Source organism: Acidovorax sp. SRB_14 (genome assembly GCF_012932145.1).
In the GTDB taxonomy this organism is placed as follows: Bacteria; Pseudomonadota; Gammaproteobacteria; order Burkholderiales; family Burkholderiaceae_C; genus Simplicispira.
The window spans coordinates 183,494-202,132 of record NZ_MWOK01000005.1 but is presented as its reverse complement, the minus strand read 5'-3'; the positions used below and the strand labels follow the sequence as shown (position 1 = coordinate 202,132).

The window sequence follows — 18,639 nt, the reverse complement described above, 5'->3', positions numbered from 1 at the left end:
ATGGCAGCCGGCTGGATCAGCGCGCTCAAGCTCGTGCCGTGGGCCGAGGTGCTCGAGGCCACGCCCCAGCTGGTGCAGGGCGCGCGGCGCCTGCTGGGCGCCAGCGACAAGGCGGCGCCCCCGAGCGCCGAACCTGGCAGCGGCGCCGACGCGCTGCAGGCCCTGGAGCAGCGCGTGGCGCAGTTGGAGGAGGAACAGCGCGACGCCGCGGTGCTGCTGCAGTCCCTGGCCGAGCAGAACCTGCAGGTCGTGCAGATGGTGCAGGCGCTGCGCCTGCGCCAAAAGCGCCTGCTCGGCGCCACGGCCGTGCTGAGCGCCCTGTCTGCCGGGCTGCTCGCCTGGGCCCTCACCCGCTAGGAGCGGCTGCACCTGCAGAACAGGCCCTCCAGGCGCTTCACTTTTGATAGCTGCCAGCGCTTACCCCATAAGCGCTAGCAGCTATTTTCGTTAGAAATCGTTGCCCGACCCCATTGCCAGGCTCTCGAAGCGGGTCTGCGACTTCTGGAAGAACAGCTTCACGGTGCCCGTGGGGCCATTGCGCTGCTTGCCGATGATGACCTCGGCCACGTTCGGCTCCTTGCTGTCCTTGTTGTAGTAGTCGTCGCGGTAGATGAACATGATGATGTCGGCATCCTGCTCGATGGCGCCGGACTCGCGCAGGTCGCTCATCATCGGGCGCTTGTCGGTGCGCTGCTCCACACTGCGGTTGAGCTGCGACAGCGCAATCACGGGGCACTGCAGCTCCTTGGCCAGCATCTTCAGGCCGCGCGAGATCTCGCCCAGCTCGGTCGCGCGGTTCTCCCCCTGGCTGCCGCTCGAGCCACTCATGAGCTGCAGGTAGTCGACCACGATCAGGCCGAGCTTGCCGCACTGGCGCGCCAGGCGCCGTGCGTTGGCACGCAGCTCGGACGGAGTGAGGCCCGGCGTCTCGTCGATGTGCAGCGACACCGTGCGCAAGCGCTCGATGGCCTCGGTCAGGCGCGGCCACTCGTCGTCGGTGAGCTTGCCGGTGCGCAGGTTGCCCTGGTTGATGCGGCCGATCGAGCCCACCACGCGCACCGCCAACTGCGCCGCCCCCATTTCCATCGAGAAGATGGCCACGGGCAGGCCCTCGTTGAGCGCCACGTGCTCGGCGATGTTCACGGCAAACGCCGTCTTGCCCATGGACGGGCGCGCGGCCAGCACCACCATGTCGCCCGCCTGCAGGCCCGACGTCATGCGGTCGAGATCGATGAAGCCCGTCGGCACGCCCGTGATGTCGTTGGGGTTGTCGGCCATCTCCTGCACGCGGTCGAGCAGGTCGACCACCAGGGTGTCCATGGCCTGGAACCCCTGCTTCATGCGCGAGCCTTCCTCGCCGATATTGAAGATCTTCTGCTCGGCCTCGTCCAGGATCTTGGCCACCGGCCGCCCCTGCGGGTTGAAGGCGTTTGTGGCGATCTCGTCGCTGGCCGTGACCAGCTTGCGCAGGATCGCGCGCTCGCGCACGATCTCCGCGTAGCGGCGGATGTTGCTGGCGCTGGGCACGTACTGCGCCAGTCCATTGAGGTAGGCCAGGCCACCGATCTCTTCGGATTTGCCCAGGCTCTGCAGCTGCTCGTACACCGTGATCACGTCGGCCGGCTTGCTGGCATTGACCAGTCCGGCGATGGCCGAAAAGATCAGGCGGTGCTCGAAGCGGTAGAAGTTGTCCTCGACCAGCAGATCGCCCACACGGTCCCAGGCGTTGTTGTCGAGCAGCAGACCGCCCAGCACGCTGGACTCGGCCTCGATGGAGTGCGGGGGCACGCGCAGCTGCGAAATCTCGCGGTCGAAGGGGGCAAAGCCACCGTCCATGGGCATGAAGGCGTCAGACATCGGGTTCCTTGGGCAAGCTTTTGATCCTAGCAGGCGCGCACCGCGGCGCACCCGTGCAAGGTGTGGACAAGTCTATGGACAACACGTGCACAGGCTGTGGACAGCCGTGCAGAGCCCGGCGTGCGTGCGCAAAAACACAAAAGCCGCCCAAGGGCGGCTCGTGTGCGGGGGCAGTGCCAATCAGGCGGTTTCGCCGTAGACCGAAACCGTCACTTCGACCACCACATCGGTGTGCAGGGCCACGCTGATGGTGTTGTCGCCAATGGTCTTGATGGGGCCATTGGGCATGCGCACCTGGCCCTTGAGGACCTTGTAGCCTTGCTTGTTCAGTTCTTCAGCGATGTCGCCGTTGGTGACCGAACCAAACAGGCGGCCGTCCACGCCGGCCTTTTGCGTCAGCTTGAAGACCTTGCCGGCGAGCTTTTCGCCGTCGGCCTGCGAAGCGGCCAGCTTTTCGGCGGCAGCCTTTTCCAGTTCAGCGCGCTTGGCTTCGAACTCGGCCTTGGCCGACTCCGTGGCGCGGCGGGCACGGCCCGCGGGAATCAGGAAGTTGCGTGCATAACCGTCTTTGACCTTGACCAGGTCGCCGAGGTTACCGAGGTTCACAACCTTGTCGAGCAGGATGATTTGCATGGTTGTGCTCCTTAGATCTTGTGCTGGTCGCTGTAAGGCACCAGCGCCAGGAAGCGCGCGCGCTTGATGGCGGTGTTGAGCTGGCGCTGGAAGATGGCGCGCGTGCCGGTCAGGCGTGCGGGAATGATCTTGCCATTTTCAGCGATGAAATCGCGCAGCGTGTCCACATCCTTGTAGTCGATTTCTTCGACGCCAGTGACGGTGAAGCGGCAGAAGCGCTTGCGCTTGAACAGCAGCGATTGGGTGTTGCGCTTGGGGCGCTTGTCTTTGTTGAATTTCTTGAACGTGGCCATTGCGGACCTCTTGAAAATTAATCTTGTTGAATATCCTGAACGTGGAGCACTGCATGCTTGCCGTTGCGCGGCGTGGCCAAAAATCCGGTGAAACACCAGAGGCTGCCGATGGGCTGTTTGGCCAATCGCTCGGCCATCGCACCAAAAGCCACCGCTTTGACCACCGCCTTGACTTCGCGCTGCTGGCCGGCCTCTTGCTGCTGCGAGCTGTGCTCGAGGCGCAATTCAATGGCTGGCAGTCCGGCGGGCGTGAATCGCAGGGCCTGGGCCTCGGCGATGCAAGCGGTCAGGGCGACGCGGTTCTCCACTCCCTTGGGCTAAGCGAGGGGCTTAACGCTCTGCGCGCTCGGTACGCTCAGCGCGCTCGCCGCGGTCGGGGCGCTCACCGCGTTCACCCGATGCTGCGTACTCTGCCTGGCTGACCTTGCGGGCTTCTTCGCGCTCGACCGTCTTCATCATCGACGAAGGACCGGTGTCGGCCTTCTTCTTCTGCACGGTGAGGTGGCGCAGCACGGCGTCGTTGAACTTGAATGCGTGTTCGAGTTCAGCCATCACAGCCTGGTCGGCTTCGATGTTGACGCACAGGTAGTGGGCCTTGGCCAGCTTGTTGATCAGGTACGCCAGTTGGCGGCGGCCCCAGTCTTCCACGCGGTGCACCTTGCCACCGCCTGCGGTGATCATGCCCTTGTAGCGCTCGAGCATGGCGGGAACCTGCTCGCTTTGATCCGGGTGGATCAACAAAATGATTTCGTAATGACGCATGCATACTCCTTCTGGATTAAAACCACCCACTGCGCCTGTAGTGGTGTGGCAAGGCAAAGCCGCAAATTATAGTACGCACTTGTGGCTCTGTACACTTGCACCGTTTTTGGGCCGGTGCACACGCCCTGGCACGGCGACTGGGCAGCGCCTTTCGCCTCGGCCGCCTTGAAATACCTGGCAACAACCCCAGCTGGTGCGCGTTCACGGCATCTTTTCTTAGACAGATACGAAACCATCCGACATGTCCAACCACACTCCCCACGCCAACGCCTCCGGCAACCTGCCGCCCGAAGAACTTGAAGCGGCCATGGCCGCCAACGCCTCCGACGAGATGGACCGCCTGCAGGCCGAGCTGGCCGAGCTCAAGGCCAAGAGCGCCGAGCTGGCCGACCAGTTCCTGCGCGCCAAGGCCGAGTCCGAGAACGCCCGCCGCCGCGCCGAAGACGAAGTGGCCAAGGCGCGCAAGTTCGGCATCGAGAGTTTTGCCGAGAGCCTGTTGCCGGTGGCCGACAGCCTGGACGCGGCCCTGGCCATTCAGAACGCCACGGCCGAGCAGCTGCGCGAAGGCACCGACGCGACCCTGCGCCAATTGCTCTCGGCGCTGGAGCGCAACAAGGTGCTGGCCATCAATCCCGGCGCCGGCGACAAGTTCGACCCGAACTTTCACCAAGCCATCAGTGTCGTGCCGGCCGACCAGGAAGCCAACACCGTGGTATCGGTGCTGCAAAAGGGCTACCTGATTGCCGAACGCATTCTGCGCCCAGCCCTGGTCACGGTCGCCGGCCCGAAATAAAAAACACCGGCCATGGCTTGAACCCTTTCAAGTTATCCACAAGTTACTAGGCATTACTGGCTCTTGCCAGCCACTTCAATCAAGCATCGCGGAGAAAAAAATGGGAAAAATCATCGGCATTGACCTCGGCACGACGAACAGCTGCGTTTCCATCATGGAAGGCAACACCACGCGCGTGATCGAAAACAGCGAAGGCGCCCGCACGACGCCTTCCATCGTGGCCTACCAGGACGATGGCGAAGTGCTGGTCGGCGCCTCGGCCAAGCGCCAGGCCGTCACCAACCCCAAGAACACGCTGTATGCGATCAAGCGCCTGATCGGCCGCAAGTTCAGCGAAAAGGAAGTGCAGAAGGACATCGACCTGATGCCCTACCAGATCGTGGCGGCCGACAACGGCGACGCCTGGGTCGAAGTGCGCGGCACCAAGATCTCGGCCCAGCAGGTCAGCGCCGACATTCTGCGCAAGATGAAGAAGACCGCCGAGGACTACCTGGGCGAGCCCGTGACCGAGGCCGTGATCACGGTGCCGGCCTACTTCAACGACGCCCAGCGCCAGGCCACCAAGGACGCCGGCCGCATCGCCGGCCTCGAAGTCAAGCGCATCATCAACGAGCCCACCGCAGCGGCCCTGGCTTTTGGCCTGGACAAGCAGGACAAGCGCGACCGCAAGATCGCCGTCTATGACCTCGGCGGCGGCACGTTCGACGTCTCCATCATCGAGATCGCCGACGTCGACGGCGAGAAGCAGTTCGAGGTGCTGTCGACCAACGGCGACACCTTCCTCGGCGGCGAAGACTTCGACCAGCGCATCATCGACTACATCATCGGCGAGTTCAAGAAAGAGCAAGGCGTCGACCTGAGCAAGGACGTGCTGGCCCTGCAGCGCCTCAAGGAAGCGGCCGAAAAGGCCAAGATCGAGCTGTCCAACAGCGCGCAGACCGATATCAACCTGCCCTACGTCACGGCCGACGCCTCGGGTCCCAAGCACCTGAACATCAAGCTCACGCGCGCCAAGCTCGAGAGCCTGGTCGACGAGCTGATCGAGCGCACCATTGCCCCTTGCCGCACCGCGATCAAGGACGCCGGCATCAGCGTCTCCGACATCAACGACGTGATCCTGGTCGGCGGCATGACGCGCATGCCTAAGGTGCAGGACAAGGTCAAGGAGTTCTTCGGCAAGGACCCGCGCAAGGACGTGAACCCCGACGAAGCCGTGGCCGTGGGTGCCGCCATCCAGGGCCAGGTGCTCTCGGGCGACCGCAAGGACGTGCTGCTGTTGGACGTGACGCCGCTGTCGCTGGGCATCGAGACCCTGGGCGGCGTGATGACCAAGATGATCACGAAGAACACGACCATCCCGACGAAGTTCGCGCAGACCTTCTCGACGGCCGACGACAACCAGCCGGCCGTGACCATCAAGGTGTTCCAGGGCGAGCGCGAAATCGCCTCGGGCAACAAGCTGCTGGGCGAGTTCAACCTCGAAGGCATCCCACCAGCCGCGCGCGGCACGCCGCAGATCGAGGTGTCGTTCGACATCGACGCCAACGGCATCCTGCACGTGGGCGCCAAGGACAAGGGCACGGGCAAGGAGAACAAGATCACCATCAAGGCCAACTCGGGCCTGTCGGAAGAGGAAATCCAGCAGATGGTGAAGGACGCCGAACTCAACGCCGCCGAGGACCACAAGAAGCTCGAACTCGTCCAGGCGCGCAATCAGGGCGAAGCCGCCGTGCACAGCGTCAACAAGAGCCTGGCCGAGCACGGTGACAAGCTCGACGCTGGCGAAAAGGACAAGATCGCCGCCGCCGTGAAGGAGCTCGAAGATGCGCTCAAGGGCGAAGACAAGGCCGCCATCGATGAGAAGACCACGGCGCTGATGACCATCAGCCAGAAGCTGGGCGAGAAGATGTACGCCGAAGCCCAGGCGGCGCAGGCCGGCCAAGCGGCAGGCGCTGGAGCTGACGCCGGCGCCGCCCCAGGCAACGCAGCGCCCGAGCACGACGACAACGTCGTGGACGCCGAAGTCAAGGAAGTCAAGAAGGGCTAAAAGCGGTTGCGCTGAACCCAGCCGCCGCGCCGGACCTCTGCAGAGTGTCCGGCGCGGCGTTCCTGTTCCAACCGGGTCCCTACATCCATGTCCAAAAGAGACTATTACGAAACCCTCGGCGTGGCCAAGAACGCCACCGAGGACGAGATCAAGAAGGCTTATCGCAAGCTGGCGATGAAGCACCACCCTGACCGCAACCAGGGTGACACCGGCAAGGCGGCCGAGGAGAAATTCAAAGAGGCCAAGGAGGCCTACGAGATGCTCTCCGACAGCCAGAAGCGCGCCGCCTACGACCAGTACGGCCATGCGGGCGTGGACCCGAACATGCGCGGCGGTCCGGGCGCCGAGGGCTTTGGCGGTTTTGCCGAGGCGTTTGGCGACATCTTTGGCGACATGTTCAACCAGGGCGGGCGTGGGCGCGGCGCCGGGGGCCGCCAGGTCTACCGTGGCAGCGACCTGAGCTATGCGATGGAAGTGACGCTCGAAGAGGCTGCGCGCGGCAAGGACGCGCAGATCCGCATTCCGTCGTGGGAGTCGTGCGACACCTGCCACGGCAGCGGCGCCAAGCCCGGCACCAGCGCCAAGACCTGCGGCACCTGCGCGGGCTCGGGCAGCGTGCAGATGCGCCAGGGCTTCTTCAGCGTGCAACAGACCTGCCCGCACTGCCGCGGCACCGGCAAGATCATTCCCGAGCCCTGCACCAGCTGCCACGGCCAGGGCAAGGTCAAGAAGCAAAAGACGCTGGAAGTGAAGATTCCGGCCGGCATCGACGACGGCATGCGCATCCGCTCGACCGGCAACGGCGAGCCCGGCACCAACGGCGGCCCGCCCGGCGACCTCTACATCGAGATCCGCCTGAAGAAGCACGACATCTTCGAGCGCGACGGCGACGACCTGCACTGCCAGGTGCCGGTGAGCTTCATCACGGCCGCGCTGGGCGGCGAGATCGAGGTGCCGACGCTGGCCGGCAAGGCCGCCATCGACATCCCCGAAGGCACGCAGGCCGGCAAGCAGTTCCGCCTGCGCGGCAAGGGCATCAAGGGCGTGCGCGCCAGCTACCCCGGCGACCTGTACTGCCACATTGCCGTGGAGACGCCTGTCAAGCTCACCGAGCACCAGCGCAAGCTGCTGCGCGAACTCGAAGAGTCGCTCAAGAAAGGCGGCGGCCGCCACTCGCCCAGCGGCGAGAGCTGGACCGACAAGCTGAAGAACTTCTTCAGCTGACCCTCGCCTCCCCAAAAACCGCCTGTGCCGCCCCGGCCCAGGCGGTTTTTTCATGGGTGCCCTGGCGCGCCCCGGAGGTAGGATGGCCGCACCAGGAGGGCATCCGGCTATGACCGTCACCATCAGCTTCCTCGGTGGCGCAGGCACCGTCACCGGCTCCAAATATCTGGTGCGCCACGGCGGCCACAGCCTGCTGGTGGACTGCGGCCTGTTCCAGGGCTACAAGCAGCTGCGCCTGCGCAACTGGCAGCCGCTGCCGCTGCCGGTGGCACCCGACCAGATCGGCGCCGTGGTGCTCACGCACGCGCACCTCGACCACAGCGGCTACCTGCCGCTGCTGGCGCGCGATGGCTACACCCACCCCATCCACGCCACGGCGGGCACGCGCGACCTGTGCGCCATCCTGCTGCCCGACAGCGGCCACCTGCAGGAGGAAGACGCCGCCTTCCTCAATCGCCACCAGCTCTCGCAGCACGCACCGGCGCTGCCGCTGTATACCCGGCTCGATGCCCTGCACTGCCTGCGGCAGTTCCGCAACCACGCGTTCCACCAGCCCTTCGAGCCCCTGCCAGGCTGGCGCGCCACGTTCACGCGCGCCGGCCATACCCTGGGCGCGGCCAGCGTGCTGCTCGAAGTGGGCGGGCGGCGCATCCTGTTCTCGGGCGACCTGGGCCGCCCCGACGACCTGGTGATGGATCCGCCCGAGGCACCGCCCGCCGCCGACACGGTGCTGATCGAGTCCACCTACGGCGACCGCCAGCACCTGCAGGAAGGCCTCCTGGACCAGCTCGGCCCGACCCTCCAGCGCCTGGCCCAGCGCGGCGGCGTGGCCATGGTGCCGGTGTTTGCCGTGGGCCGCGCGCAAACCGTGCTGCACGCCATCCACCTGCTCAAGGCGCAGGGCGTGGTGCCGCGCTCGCTGCCCGTGTTCCTGGACAGCCCCATGGCGGTCAGCACCACCGGCCTGTTCGCGCAGCACCGCGATGGGCACCGGCTCAGCGCCCACGACGTGCACGCCCTTTCGCACAGCGCCACCCTGGTGCAGACGACGGACGAGTCCAAGGCCCTGGCGCGCCGCCACGGCCCCATGGTGATCCTCTCGGCCAGCGGCATGGCCACGGGCGGGCGCGTACTGCACCACCTGGCGCTCTACGCGGGCGACCACCGCAACATGGTCATTCTCACCGGCCACCAAGCGCCGGGAACGCGCGGCGCGCGCATGGCCGCCGGCGAAAAGCGCATCCGCATCCACGGCCAGGAGGTCGCGGTGCGCGCCGAGGTGGTGCAACTGACCAGCGCCTCCGCCCACGCCGACGCCGACCAGACCCTGGCCTGGCTGCGCCGCATGGCGCACGCGCCCGAACAGGTGTTCGTGGTGCACGGCGAAATGGGCGCGGCCGACATGCTGCGCGAGCGCATTGCGCACGAACTGCGCTGGCGCGCCAGCGTGCCCGAGCACGGCAGCACGCTCAACGCCTGAACGCCTGCCCGCCCGCAGGCAGCCAGCGCCACATCAAAAACCATAGCGTCTTGCGCTTTCTATGCCAGGGTTTCAGACTAAAAACACCTTGAAACCCTTCAGGGATGCGCGCAAGCAGCTCTCATTTGTGATGCACGGCCTGGGGACAGCGCCACTGCACCGCAGCCGCACGATGAAAGTCATCGCGCTTCACGATGGCAGACATGGAGAACATGGGCGAAAATGCCAAGTCTTCTTGAAATGAGAAGACAGCACCCGCCATGAAAAACTCCGAGCGCAATTTTGCGCGCCGCCTTGACCTGACCTCGCTGCAGCTGTTCGTCGCCGTGTGCGAGCTCGGCAGCATCGGCCGCGCGGCCGAGCGCGAATTCATTGCCGCCTCGGCCGTGAGCAAGCGCCTGTCCGAGCTGGAGGCCGCCGCCGGCACCGCCCTGCTCGACCGCCACAGCCGCGGCGTGACACCCACGCCCGCGGGCGAGAGCCTGCTGCACCATGCGCGCACGGTGCTGTTCGGCCTGGAGCGTCTGCAGGGCGAGCTGAGCGAATACGCGCAGGGCGTGCGCGGCCATGTGCGCATGCACGCCAACATCTCGGCCATCGTGCAGTTCCTGCCCGAAGACCTGGGCGCGTTCGCGCGCGCCCACAGCCAGGTCAAGATCGACCTGCAGGAACACCTGAGCAGCGCCGTGCTGCACGCGGTGCAAGAAGGCGCGGCCGACATCGGCATCTGCAGCACGGCGGCCGCGCACAACGGCGTCAGCGCGCTGCAAAGCCGCGCCTACCGGCAGGACCATCTGGTGCTGGTGGTGCCGCAAGGCCACGCCCTGGCTGCGCAAGCAGCTATAAATTTTGAAGACGTGCTGGACTGGGACATCGTCGGCCTGCACGCCAACAGCAGCATCAGCCTGGCCATGCGCACCGCCGCCGCCGCGGCCGGCCGGCCCTTGCGCCAGCGCATCCAGGTCACCGGGCTGGACGCCATGTGCCGCATGATCGACAACGGCCTGGGCGTGGGCCTGCTGCCCGACCGCGCCTTTGCCCTGATGCACGGCGTGGGCCGGCTGCAGGCCATTGCGCTGCGCGACCCCTGGGCGCAGCGCGAGCTGCGCCTGGTGGCGCGCGACTTCGACACCCTGCCCGCCACGGCGCGGCTGCTGGTCGAGCACCTGGCGCCAGCCAGCGCCGCGGCACCGCCAGCCACCGCACTGCCCTCCTAAAATCGAACCACCCCACCTGAAGGAAGACCACGCCATGGGACGCACCCTGTACGACAAGATCTGGGACGAGCACGTCGTCCACACCGAGGAAGACGGCACCGCCATCCTCTACATCGACCGCCACCTGGTCCATGAAGTGACCAGCCCGCAGGCCTTCGAGGGCCTGCGCCAGGCCGGGCGCAAGGTCTGGCGCATGAGCTCGATCGTCGCCACGGCCGACCACAACACGCCCACCACCGGCTGGGACGCGGGCTACGACGGCATCACCGACCCGATCAGCAAGGAACAGATCACCACGCTGAACGACAATATGGCGCAGATCAGCCCGGCCGCGTTCTTCCCGTTCATGCACCAGCGCCAAGGCATCGTGCACGTCATCGGCCCCGAAAACGGCGCCACCCTGCCCGGCATGACCGTGGTCTGCGGCGACAGCCACACCAGCACGCACGGCGCCTTCGGCGCGCTCGCGCACGGCATCGGCACGAGCGAGGTCGAGCACGTGATGGCCACGCAGACCCTGCTGGCCAAGAAGGCCAAGAACATGCTGGTGCAGGTCGACGGCCCCGTTGCCCCGGGCATCACCGCCAAGGACATCGTGTTGGCCATCATCGGCAAGATCGGCACGGCCGGCGGCACGGGCTACACCATCGAGTTCGCCGGCAGCGCGATCCGCCAGCTGTCGATGGAAGGCCGCATGACGGTGTGCAACATGGCCATCGAAGCCGGTGCGCGCGCCGGCCTCGTGGCGGTGGACGACAAGACCATCGCCTACGTCCAGGGCCGCCCGCTCTCGCCCAAGGGCGCCGAATGGGACCAGGCCGTGGCGTACTGGAAGACGCTGCACTCGGACGCCGACGCCGCTTTCGACACCGTGGTCAAGCTCAACGCGGCCGAGATCGTGCCGCAGGTCACCTGGGGCACCTCGCCCGAGATGGTGCTGGGCATCGACGCGCGCGTGCCCGACCCCGACAAGGAGAAGGACGCGAACAAGCGCGGCGCCATCGAGCGCGCGCTCACCTACATGGGCCTGCAGCCCGGCAAGGCGATCAACGACATCACCATCGACAAGGTGTTCATCGGCTCGTGCACCAACAGCCGCATCGAGGACATGCGCGAAGCCGCCGCCGTGGTCAAGAAGCTCGGCCGCAAGGTCGCCAGCAACGTCAAGCTCGCCCTGGTCGTGCCGGGCTCGGGCCTGGTCAAGGCGCAGGCCGAGCGCGAGGGGCTGGACGCGATCTTCAAGGCCGCCGGCTTCGAGTGGCGCGAACCGGGCTGCAGCATGTGCCTGGCCATGAACGCCGACCGGCTGGACCCCGGCGAGCGCTGCGCCTCGACCTCCAACCGCAACTTTGAGGGCCGCCAGGGCGCCGGTGGCCGCACCCACCTGGTCAGTCCCGCGATGGCCGCCGCGGCCGCCGTGCACGGCCACTTCGTCGACATCCGCCCCTTGGCCTGAACCGCCGAAGGAGACTGTTCCCATGAAAAAAACCGCCACCTTCATCGCCCTGGCGCTGGCCTTTGCGCTGGCCGGCTGCAACACCGTCAAGGGTGTGGGCCAGGACATCGGCAAAGCCGGCTCCGCCATCGAGCGCGCCGCCAAGTAAGAGGCTCCCACACCATGCAGAAATTCACCCTTCACCAAGGCCTCGTGGCCCCCATGGACCGCGAGAACGTCGACACCGACGCCATCATCCCCAAGCAGTTCCTCAAGTCGATCAAGAAGACCGGCTTCGGCGTGAACCTGTTCGACGAGTGGCGCTACCTGGACCCCGGCGAACCAGGCCAGGACCCGGCCAGCCGCCGCCCGAACCCCGACTTCGTGCTGAACCAGCCGCGCTATGCCGGCGCGTCCATCCTGCTGGCGCGCAAGAATTTTGGCTGCGGATCGAGCCGCGAGCACGCGCCCTGGGCGCTCGACCAGTACGGCTTCCGCGCCGTGATCGCGCCGAGCTTTGCCGACATCTTCTTCAACAACTGCTTCAAGAACGGCCTGCTGCCGATCGTGCTGCCGGAATCCACCGTGGCACAGCTGTTCGATGAAGTGGCGGCCTTCCCCGGCTACCAGCTCACCATCGACCTCGAGCGCCAGGTGGTCCTGAGGCCGCAGGGCCAGGAGATCCCGTTCGAGGTGCAGGCGTTTCGCAAGTACTGCCTGCTCAACGGCTTCGACGACATCGGCCTGACCCTGCGCCAGTCCGACAAGATCGCCGCCTTCGAAGCCCAGCGCCTGGCCACCAAGCCCTGGCTCGCGCACACCATGGCGCCCTGAACCCATTTACCGTCAAATCCGCCTCCAGCGCTTACCCAGTCAGCGCTTTCAGCTATCAAAAGAGAAGTAACAATGAAAATCGCAGTTCTGCCGGGTGACGGCATTGGCCCCGAAATCGTCGCCGAAGCCGTCAAGGTGCTGGACGCCCTAGACCTGTCGTTCGAGATGGAATCGGCCCTGGTCGGCGGCGCCGCCTTTGACGCCCACGGCCACCCGCTGCCCGAGGCCACGCTGCAGCTGGCCAAGGACGCCGACGCCACGCTGTTTGGCGCCGTGGGCGACTGGAAATACGACACCCTGGACCGCCCGCTGCGCCCCGAGCAAGCGATCCTGGGCCTGCGCAAGAACCTCGGCCTGTTCGCCAACTTCCGCCCCGCCATCTGCTACCCGCAGCTGGTCGATGCGTCGAGCCTCAAGCGCGACCTGGTGTCGGGCCTCGACATCCTCATCATCCGCGAGCTCACGGGCGACATCTACTTCGGCCAGCCGCGCGGCCGCCGCATCGCCACCGACGGCCATTTCCCCGGCGCCGAGGAAGCCTTCGACACCATGCGCTACTCGCGCCCCGAGATCGAGCGCATCGCCCACGTCGCCTTCGAGGCGGCCCGCAAGCGCAAGGCCGCGGGCGGCCCCGGCCGCGTGACCAGCGTGGACAAGGCCAACGTGCTCGAAACCTTCCAGTTCTGGAAGGACATCGTCACCGAAGTGGGTGCGCAGTACCCCGACATCGCCCTGGACCACATGTACGTCGACAACGCCGCGATGCAGCTGGTCAAGGCACCGAAGAAGTTTGACGTGGTGGTCACCGGCAACATGTTCGGCGACATCCTGAGCGACGCCGCCGCCATGCTGACCGGCTCGATCGGCATGCTGCCCTCGGCCAGCCTGAACGACAGGAACCAGGGGCTGTACGAGCCCAGCCACGGCAGCGCCCCCGACATCGCCGGCAAGGGCCTCGCCAACCCACTGGCCACCATCCTCTCGGCCGCGATGATGCTGCGCTTCTCGCTGAACCAGGAAGAAGCGGCCCGCCGCATCGAGAGTGCCGTGCAGGCGGTGCTGGCCCAGGGCCTGCGCACGCCCGACATCTGGAGCGAAGGCACGACCAAGGTGGGCACCGCGCAGATGGGAGATGCGGTGGTGCAGGCGCTGGGCTGAAAGCCGCTGCGCAAGAAAAGCGCAGCCACCAGAAAAAGGCAGTCCGTGCGGGCTGCCTTTTTTTATGGACGCTCGGCGGGAAGCAGCGGCGGCGCCTCGCTCGCAATACGCAGCCGCGCCGTCAGTTCGGCGCGGCCGGAACCAGCCCGTACTTGGACATGATGGACACCAAGGCGGCCTTGTCGGGCGGCCCCCCGGCATTGACCACGGCGGCGATGTCCCTGAAGTATTGGGCGCCGATGTCGGGAGACTGAACGATCAGGGCGCGAGCCGTCTCATGGAATGGATTCGAGAACGCATGCACCACGCCCTTTGGCGTGCCCATGCTCTGGCCGGGAGCCAGATCGCGTGTCTGCGCGCCGACCGTGTACCGAAGTGTTCCTTCCAGCACGTAGACGCACTCTTCGTTGTTGGAATGGCTGTGGGGCGGAGGAACGTTGGAACCAGGAGGCACCGTGAGTTCAAACATCCCGAGTCCCGCCGTGCTCGAACCATCGACGATGTAGTGGATGCCCAATTGACCGACCTTGATTTCAGCAGCACCCATGGCATTCCTCCGGCAGGCAGAGATGGCGGCACATTTTCTGGAAAAGCCTAGCACTGGGGCGGCTCGGGAACAAGACCAGGCCCCCAGGGCTGGCAATCCGGTACTTCCAGAACCATCTAGCCTTCAGGCGAAGCCAGCAAAACCCGCGATCCAGTACAATCGCTACCCATGTTTGCCGCCCGCCCGTTCGCCCTGAACTCAGCATCCGCCGCCCAGGCCGGTGTGGTCGCGCGCGCAATCACCACCAAAACCACGACCATTAAGGGCTGATCCAGTCCGGTTCGTCGTGCGCCCTCCCTGGCCAGACGAGCCGGGGCAAACAGTCTGGTCTGCACTGTTTTTTTACTTGATAAGGGCGTTGAAATGAGCAAGTTAGTAGGTTTGGTCGGCTGGCGCGGTATGGTCGGCTCGGTTTTGATGGACCGCATGGTGCAGGAAAACGACTTCGGCCTGATCGAGCCGGTGTTCTTCTCCACCTCGAACGCCGGCGGCCAAGCCCCGGCCATGGCAAAGAACGAAACCACGCTGCAGGACGCGTTCGACATCGACGCCTTGAAGCGCTGCGACATCATCCTCACGGCCCAGGGCGGCGACTACACCAGCGAAGTCTTCCCCAAGCTGCGCGCCGCCGGCTGGAACGGCCACTGGATCGATGCGGCATCGACCCTGCGCATGAACGGCGACGCCGTCATCGTGCTCGACCCGGTCAACCTGCCTGTCATCCACAACGCGCTGGCGCAGGGCGGCAAGAACTGGGTCGGCGGCAACTGCACCGTCAGCTGCATGCTGATGGGCGTGGGTGCGCTGTACAAGGCCGGTCTCGTCGAGTGGATGAGCACGCAGACCTACCAAGCGGCCAGCGGCGGCGGCGCGCAGCACATGCGCGAATTGCTGACGCAGTACGGCACGCTCAACGCCGAGGTGCGCAACCTGCTCGACGATCCCAAGAGCGCCATCCTGGAGATCGACCGCAAGGTCATCACCAAGCAGCGCGCCCTGACGGCCCACGAAACCGCCAACTTCGGCGTGCCCCTGGGCGGCAGCCTGATCCCCTGGATCGACAAGGACCTGGGCAACGGCATGTCCAAGGAAGAGTGGAAGGGCATGGCCGAGACCAACAAGATCCTGGGCCAGGGCGAGGGCTTTGGCACGGCGGCCATTCCAGTCGACGGCTTCTGCGTGCGCGTGGGCGCCATGCGCTGCCACAGCCAGGCGCTGACCTTCAAGCTCAAGAAGGACGTGCCCGTGGCCGACATCGAGGCCCTGATCGCCGCCGACAACGAGTGGGTGAAAGTGGTGCCGAACACGCGCGAGGCCACTGTCCGTGACCTCACGCCCGTGGCCGTCACCGGCACCATGACCATCCCGGTGGGCCGCATCCGCAAGCTCGCCATGGGACCGGAATACGTGGGCGCCTTCACCATCGGCGACCAATTGCTGTGGGGCGCTGCCGAGCCGCTGCGCCGCATGCTGCGCATCCTGCTGGAAGCCTGAACCCGGCGTTCTGGGCGCGGGTGGACAGGCCACAGATCAGAAACGTCTGGTTACGCTCGTTGTCTTTGGACAACACCTTGGCGCATGCCCAGCGCTGTTCCCGCTCCCTGCCAAGCCCCTCCACGGGCTTGGCTTGTCAGTGCAAAACATTGCTGCTATGGTGCTTTTCAGACCTTTTCTCTAGCCGGGCGGCGCGGGCACAGACCATGCAAGCCACAAGCCGCTTGATCGAGCTGCAAACCCTACCAGTTGATAAAACACATGCATCGTTGGAAATATTCCGTGCTCGCGGCCGCTGCTGCGCTGTCACTGGGCGTCTATGCGCCAGACGCCAGCGCCCTGGCCCTGGGAACGATCACGGTGCAGTCCGCCTTGGGCGAGCCCTTGCGCGCCGAGATCGACCTGCCGCAAATCACGCCCGCTGAAGCCGAATCCCTGCGCGCCTCCACGGCACCGCCCGAGGTCTTCCGCGCCCAGGGCATGGAATATTCAACCACCGCCCCCCAGGTGCAGATGCAACTGCAGCGGCGCGCCGACGGCCGCACCGTGCTGCGCCTGAGCAGCAGCAACCCGGTCAACGACCCGTTTCTGGACCTGGTGGTCAACGCCACCTGGGGCGCCGGGCGCATTTCGCGCAGCTACACCCTGTTGCTCGACCCGCCCACGGCGCGCAAGGCCCCCGCAAGCCCGGCGGCGCTGCCGCAAGCGGCCGCCCCCGCAGCCAGTCCGGCACGCAGCGCCGCAGCGGCGGCCCCGCGTGCGGCTCCCGCGGCCCGCCCCACGCCCACTTCGCCCGAAGACGGCGCCGCCGTTACCGTGCGGCGCGGCGACACGGCAGGGCGCATTGCCGGCGCGCACCGCCCCGATGGCGTGTCGCTGGACCAGATGCTGGTGGCCCTGGTCCGCAGCAACCCCAGCGCCTTCATCGATGGCAATGTCAACCGCATCAAGGCAGGCGCCGTGCTGCAACTGCCCAGCGAAGCCCAGGCACAGGCCGTGCCGGCCGGCGAGGCGCGCCAGATCGTGGCCGTGCAAAGCCGCGACTTCAATGCATTCCGGCGCAAGCTGGCCGGCGCAGCACCCGCGACCGTGCTCTCCGCCGCCGAGCGCTCGGCCACGGGCGCGGTGCAGGCCCACACCGAGGACCAGCTTCCCACCAGCACCGCGCCCGACAAGCTCACCCTGTCCAAGGGCGCCCTGCAGGGCCAGAAGGCCACCGAAGAATTGCTGGCCCAGCGCAAACAGGCCCATGCGGCGTCGGCACGCGTCGAAGAGCTGGCCAAGAACATCGAGGAACTGAACCAACTCAGCGCCAGCTCGGGCACCGCGCCAGCCCCAGACGCAGCGGCCAGCGCCACTGGACCAGGCCCGAGCGTAAGCAACCCCGGCCTCAGCGCCGCTCCCGTCGCCGCCTCCGCCGAACCGGTCGCCCCTGCGGTGGCCAGCACGGGCGCAGCCGCTGCCGAAACGCCAGCCGCACCGGTCCCCGAAGCCACTCCCGCCCCTGCACCGGCGCAGCCCTCTGCAGCGTCCGCGCCCGCCGCGTCGGCGGCCCCGGCTGCGGCACCGGAGTCGGGAATGCTCTCGGATCTGCTCGATGAGCCTACTGTTCCACTCGCAGCCGGCGCGCTGCTGGCCCTGCTGCTGGGCTATGGCGGCTACCGCGTGGTCCAGCGCCGCCGCCTGGCCAGGCCTGCGGACAGCGCCTTCATCGACAGCCGCGCACAGCCCGACTCGTTCTTCGGCGCCAGCGGCGGCCAGCGTGTCAACACGGCCAACAGCGAGAGCACCACCGGCACGTCCTCGCTGGCCTACTCGCCCAGCCAGCTCGACGCCGGCGGCGATGTCGACCCCGTGGCAGAGGCCGACGTGTACCTGGCCTATGGCCGTGACCTGCAGGCCGAGGAAATTCTCAAGGAAGCCGCGCGCCAGAACCCGTCTCGGGTCGCAGTGCATGCCAAGCTCGGTGACATCTACGCCAAGCGCCAAGACCGCAAGGCGCTGGAGGCCGTGGCCCGCGATGTCCTTGGCCTCACCGACGGTGCAGGGCCCGATTGGGCCCGCCTGGCCGAGCTCGGGCGCGAACTGGACCCCGAGAACCCGCTCTACCGGTCCCGCGGCGCATCGCCTGCCGCCACCGATGCCAGCGCGCCGGCCCCTGCGCCCGCTTTTGCCCCCCCCGCGCCGCTGCCGGCGCTCGATCTGGACCTCGACTTCGACCTGCCAGACGATGCCCTGACCGAGGCGCCGCCCCCCGGGCAACACAGCTTTGCCGCTGCGGCGGCGGCCGCAGCCATCGCCCACGCCGCCGCACCATCGCCGCGCGACCTGCCTGCCGCACCGCCCGCTGTGGAAGACGGCGCGCCGGAACTGCCGCAGCTGGGCGACGACCCGGACGCCGAGCCTGCGTTCAGTGCCCCGGAACCCGACCCGGTCGCCAGCCCACCGGCCATCGCACCGCCCGACATGGCCGACATGGATTTCCCGCTGGACCTGCCGCCGCTCGACAGCGTTGACACCGAGCCCGCGCCTCTCGCCACCGAGCCGGCGTCTTTCACCGTGTCCGATTCGGGCATGATGGAATTCGATCTGGGGCACCTTTCGCTGGACCTCGGCGATGCCCATGGAGACGGCACCGATGGCGCTGAGCCGGCCCTCCCGGGCCCCGCCCTGCCCGACGACCCTCTGGCCACCAAGCTGGCGCTGGCACAGGAATTCAACACCATTGGCGACAGCGAAGGCGCGCGCACGCTGATCGAGGAAGTAATCGCGGAGTCGTCCGGCGATCTCAAGACCCGGGCGCAGCGTCTGCTGTCCGAACTCGCTTGACCGTCGCAACGGTCAAGCCTGTGCGGCGCCCCACGG

Annotated in this window: 18 protein-coding genes; 12 read left to right on the top strand and 6 right to left on the bottom strand. The window is 66.7% G+C overall.

Going from position 1 to position 18,639, the window contains the following annotated elements; translation table 11 throughout:
* The gene (locus B2J86_RS06225; protein WP_169169065.1) at positions 1 to 357 is read left to right on the top strand and encodes a hypothetical protein; all 357 of its coding nucleotides are present in this window, start codon (positions 1 to 3) and stop codon (positions 355 to 357) included.
* Between the two features lie 90 nt (positions 358 to 447).
* Here B2J86_RS06225 and dnaB read toward each other — a convergent pair whose 3' ends face one another.
* The 5 genes from dnaB to rpsF form a co-directional block, all read right to left on the bottom strand.
* Positions 448 to 1,857 (bottom strand): replicative DNA helicase, encoded by a 1,410-nt coding sequence (dnaB, locus tag B2J86_RS06220; RefSeq protein WP_169169064.1) that lies wholly within the window; start codon positions 1,855 to 1,857, stop codon positions 448 to 450.
* 180 nt (positions 1,858 to 2,037) lie between these two features.
* On the bottom strand, positions 2,038 to 2,490 hold the full coding sequence (gene rplI / locus B2J86_RS06215) for a 50S ribosomal protein L9 (protein ID WP_169169063.1): 453 nt from the start codon (positions 2,488 to 2,490) through the stop codon (positions 2,038 to 2,040).
* Between the two features lie 11 nt (positions 2,491 to 2,501).
* Positions 2,502 to 2,783 (bottom strand): 30S ribosomal protein S18, encoded by a 282-nt coding sequence (gene rpsR, locus B2J86_RS06210; protein WP_005795932.1) that lies wholly within the window; start codon positions 2,781 to 2,783, stop codon positions 2,502 to 2,504.
* A gap of 17 nt (positions 2,784 to 2,800) precedes the next feature.
* Complete coding sequence (gene priB, locus B2J86_RS06205) at positions 2,801 to 3,091, bottom strand: primosomal replication protein N (protein ID WP_169169062.1); 291 nt, start codon at positions 3,089 to 3,091, stop codon at positions 2,801 to 2,803.
* Between the two features lie 22 nt (positions 3,092 to 3,113).
* Positions 3,114 to 3,545, bottom strand: coding sequence for a 30S ribosomal protein S6 (gene rpsF, locus B2J86_RS06200; protein ID WP_169169061.1), 432 nt, complete (start codon positions 3,543 to 3,545; stop codon positions 3,114 to 3,116).
* 241 nt (positions 3,546 to 3,786) lie between these two features.
* Here rpsF and grpE point away from each other — a divergent pair, with 241 nt between their 5' ends.
* The 9 genes from grpE (at position 3,787) to leuB (ending at position 13,733) form a co-directional block, all read left to right on the top strand.
* A complete protein-coding gene (gene grpE / locus B2J86_RS06195; RefSeq protein WP_169169060.1) occupies positions 3,787 to 4,338 on the top strand; it encodes a nucleotide exchange factor GrpE in 552 nt (183 codons plus the stop codon).
* A gap of 100 nt (positions 4,339 to 4,438) precedes the next feature.
* The gene (gene dnaK, locus B2J86_RS06190) at positions 4,439 to 6,385 is read left to right on the top strand and encodes a molecular chaperone DnaK (protein WP_169635775.1); all 1,947 of its coding nucleotides are present in this window, start codon (positions 4,439 to 4,441) and stop codon (positions 6,383 to 6,385) included.
* 87 nt (positions 6,386 to 6,472) lie between these two features.
* A complete protein-coding gene (dnaJ, locus tag B2J86_RS06185) occupies positions 6,473 to 7,609 on the top strand; it encodes a molecular chaperone DnaJ (RefSeq protein ID WP_169635774.1) in 1,137 nt (378 codons plus the stop codon).
* A 109-nt stretch (positions 7,610 to 7,718) separates the two neighbouring features.
* Positions 7,719 to 9,089, top strand: a complete 1,371-nt coding sequence (locus tag B2J86_RS06180; RefSeq protein ID WP_169635788.1) for an MBL fold metallo-hydrolase — start codon at positions 7,719 to 7,721, stop codon at positions 9,087 to 9,089.
* A 260-nt stretch (positions 9,090 to 9,349) separates the two neighbouring features.
* Complete coding sequence (locus tag B2J86_RS06175; RefSeq protein ID WP_173024974.1) at positions 9,350 to 10,306, top strand: LysR family transcriptional regulator; 957 nt, start codon at positions 9,350 to 9,352, stop codon at positions 10,304 to 10,306.
* A 34-nt stretch (positions 10,307 to 10,340) separates the two neighbouring features.
* Positions 10,341 to 11,762: a 3-isopropylmalate dehydratase large subunit gene (gene leuC, locus B2J86_RS06170; protein ID WP_173024973.1), complete on the top strand. Its 1,422-nt coding sequence runs from the start codon at positions 10,341 to 10,343 to the stop codon at positions 11,760 to 11,762.
* A 22-nt stretch (positions 11,763 to 11,784) separates the two neighbouring features.
* Entirely contained in the window at positions 11,785 to 11,910 is a 126-nt protein-coding gene (locus tag B2J86_RS06165) for an entericidin A/B family lipoprotein (protein ID WP_173024972.1), read from the top strand.
* Positions 11,911 to 11,924: 14 nt separating this feature from the next.
* The gene (leuD, locus tag B2J86_RS06160) at positions 11,925 to 12,575 is read left to right on the top strand and encodes a 3-isopropylmalate dehydratase small subunit (protein ID WP_169635772.1); all 651 of its coding nucleotides are present in this window, start codon (positions 11,925 to 11,927) and stop codon (positions 12,573 to 12,575) included.
* A 72-nt stretch (positions 12,576 to 12,647) separates the two neighbouring features.
* Entirely contained in the window at positions 12,648 to 13,733 is a 1,086-nt protein-coding gene (gene leuB / locus B2J86_RS06155; RefSeq protein WP_169169052.1) for a 3-isopropylmalate dehydrogenase, read from the top strand.
* A 121-nt stretch (positions 13,734 to 13,854) separates the two neighbouring features.
* Here the strand turns inward: leuB and B2J86_RS06150 are convergent, their stop codons facing one another.
* The gene (locus tag B2J86_RS06150) at positions 13,855 to 14,280 is read right to left on the bottom strand and encodes a cupin domain-containing protein (protein ID WP_169169051.1); all 426 of its coding nucleotides are present in this window, start codon (positions 14,278 to 14,280) and stop codon (positions 13,855 to 13,857) included.
* Positions 14,281 to 14,643: 363 nt separating this feature from the next.
* Here B2J86_RS06150 and asd point away from each other — a divergent pair, with 363 nt between their 5' ends.
* Positions 14,644 to 15,774, top strand: a complete 1,131-nt coding sequence (gene asd, locus B2J86_RS06145) for an aspartate-semialdehyde dehydrogenase (protein WP_169635770.1) — start codon at positions 14,644 to 14,646, stop codon at positions 15,772 to 15,774.
* 261 nt (positions 15,775 to 16,035) lie between these two features.
* Positions 16,036 to 18,603, top strand: coding sequence for a FimV/HubP family polar landmark protein (locus B2J86_RS06140; RefSeq protein ID WP_173024971.1), 2,568 nt, complete (start codon positions 16,036 to 16,038; stop codon positions 18,601 to 18,603).
* Positions 18,604 to 18,639 lie beyond the last annotated feature (36 nt).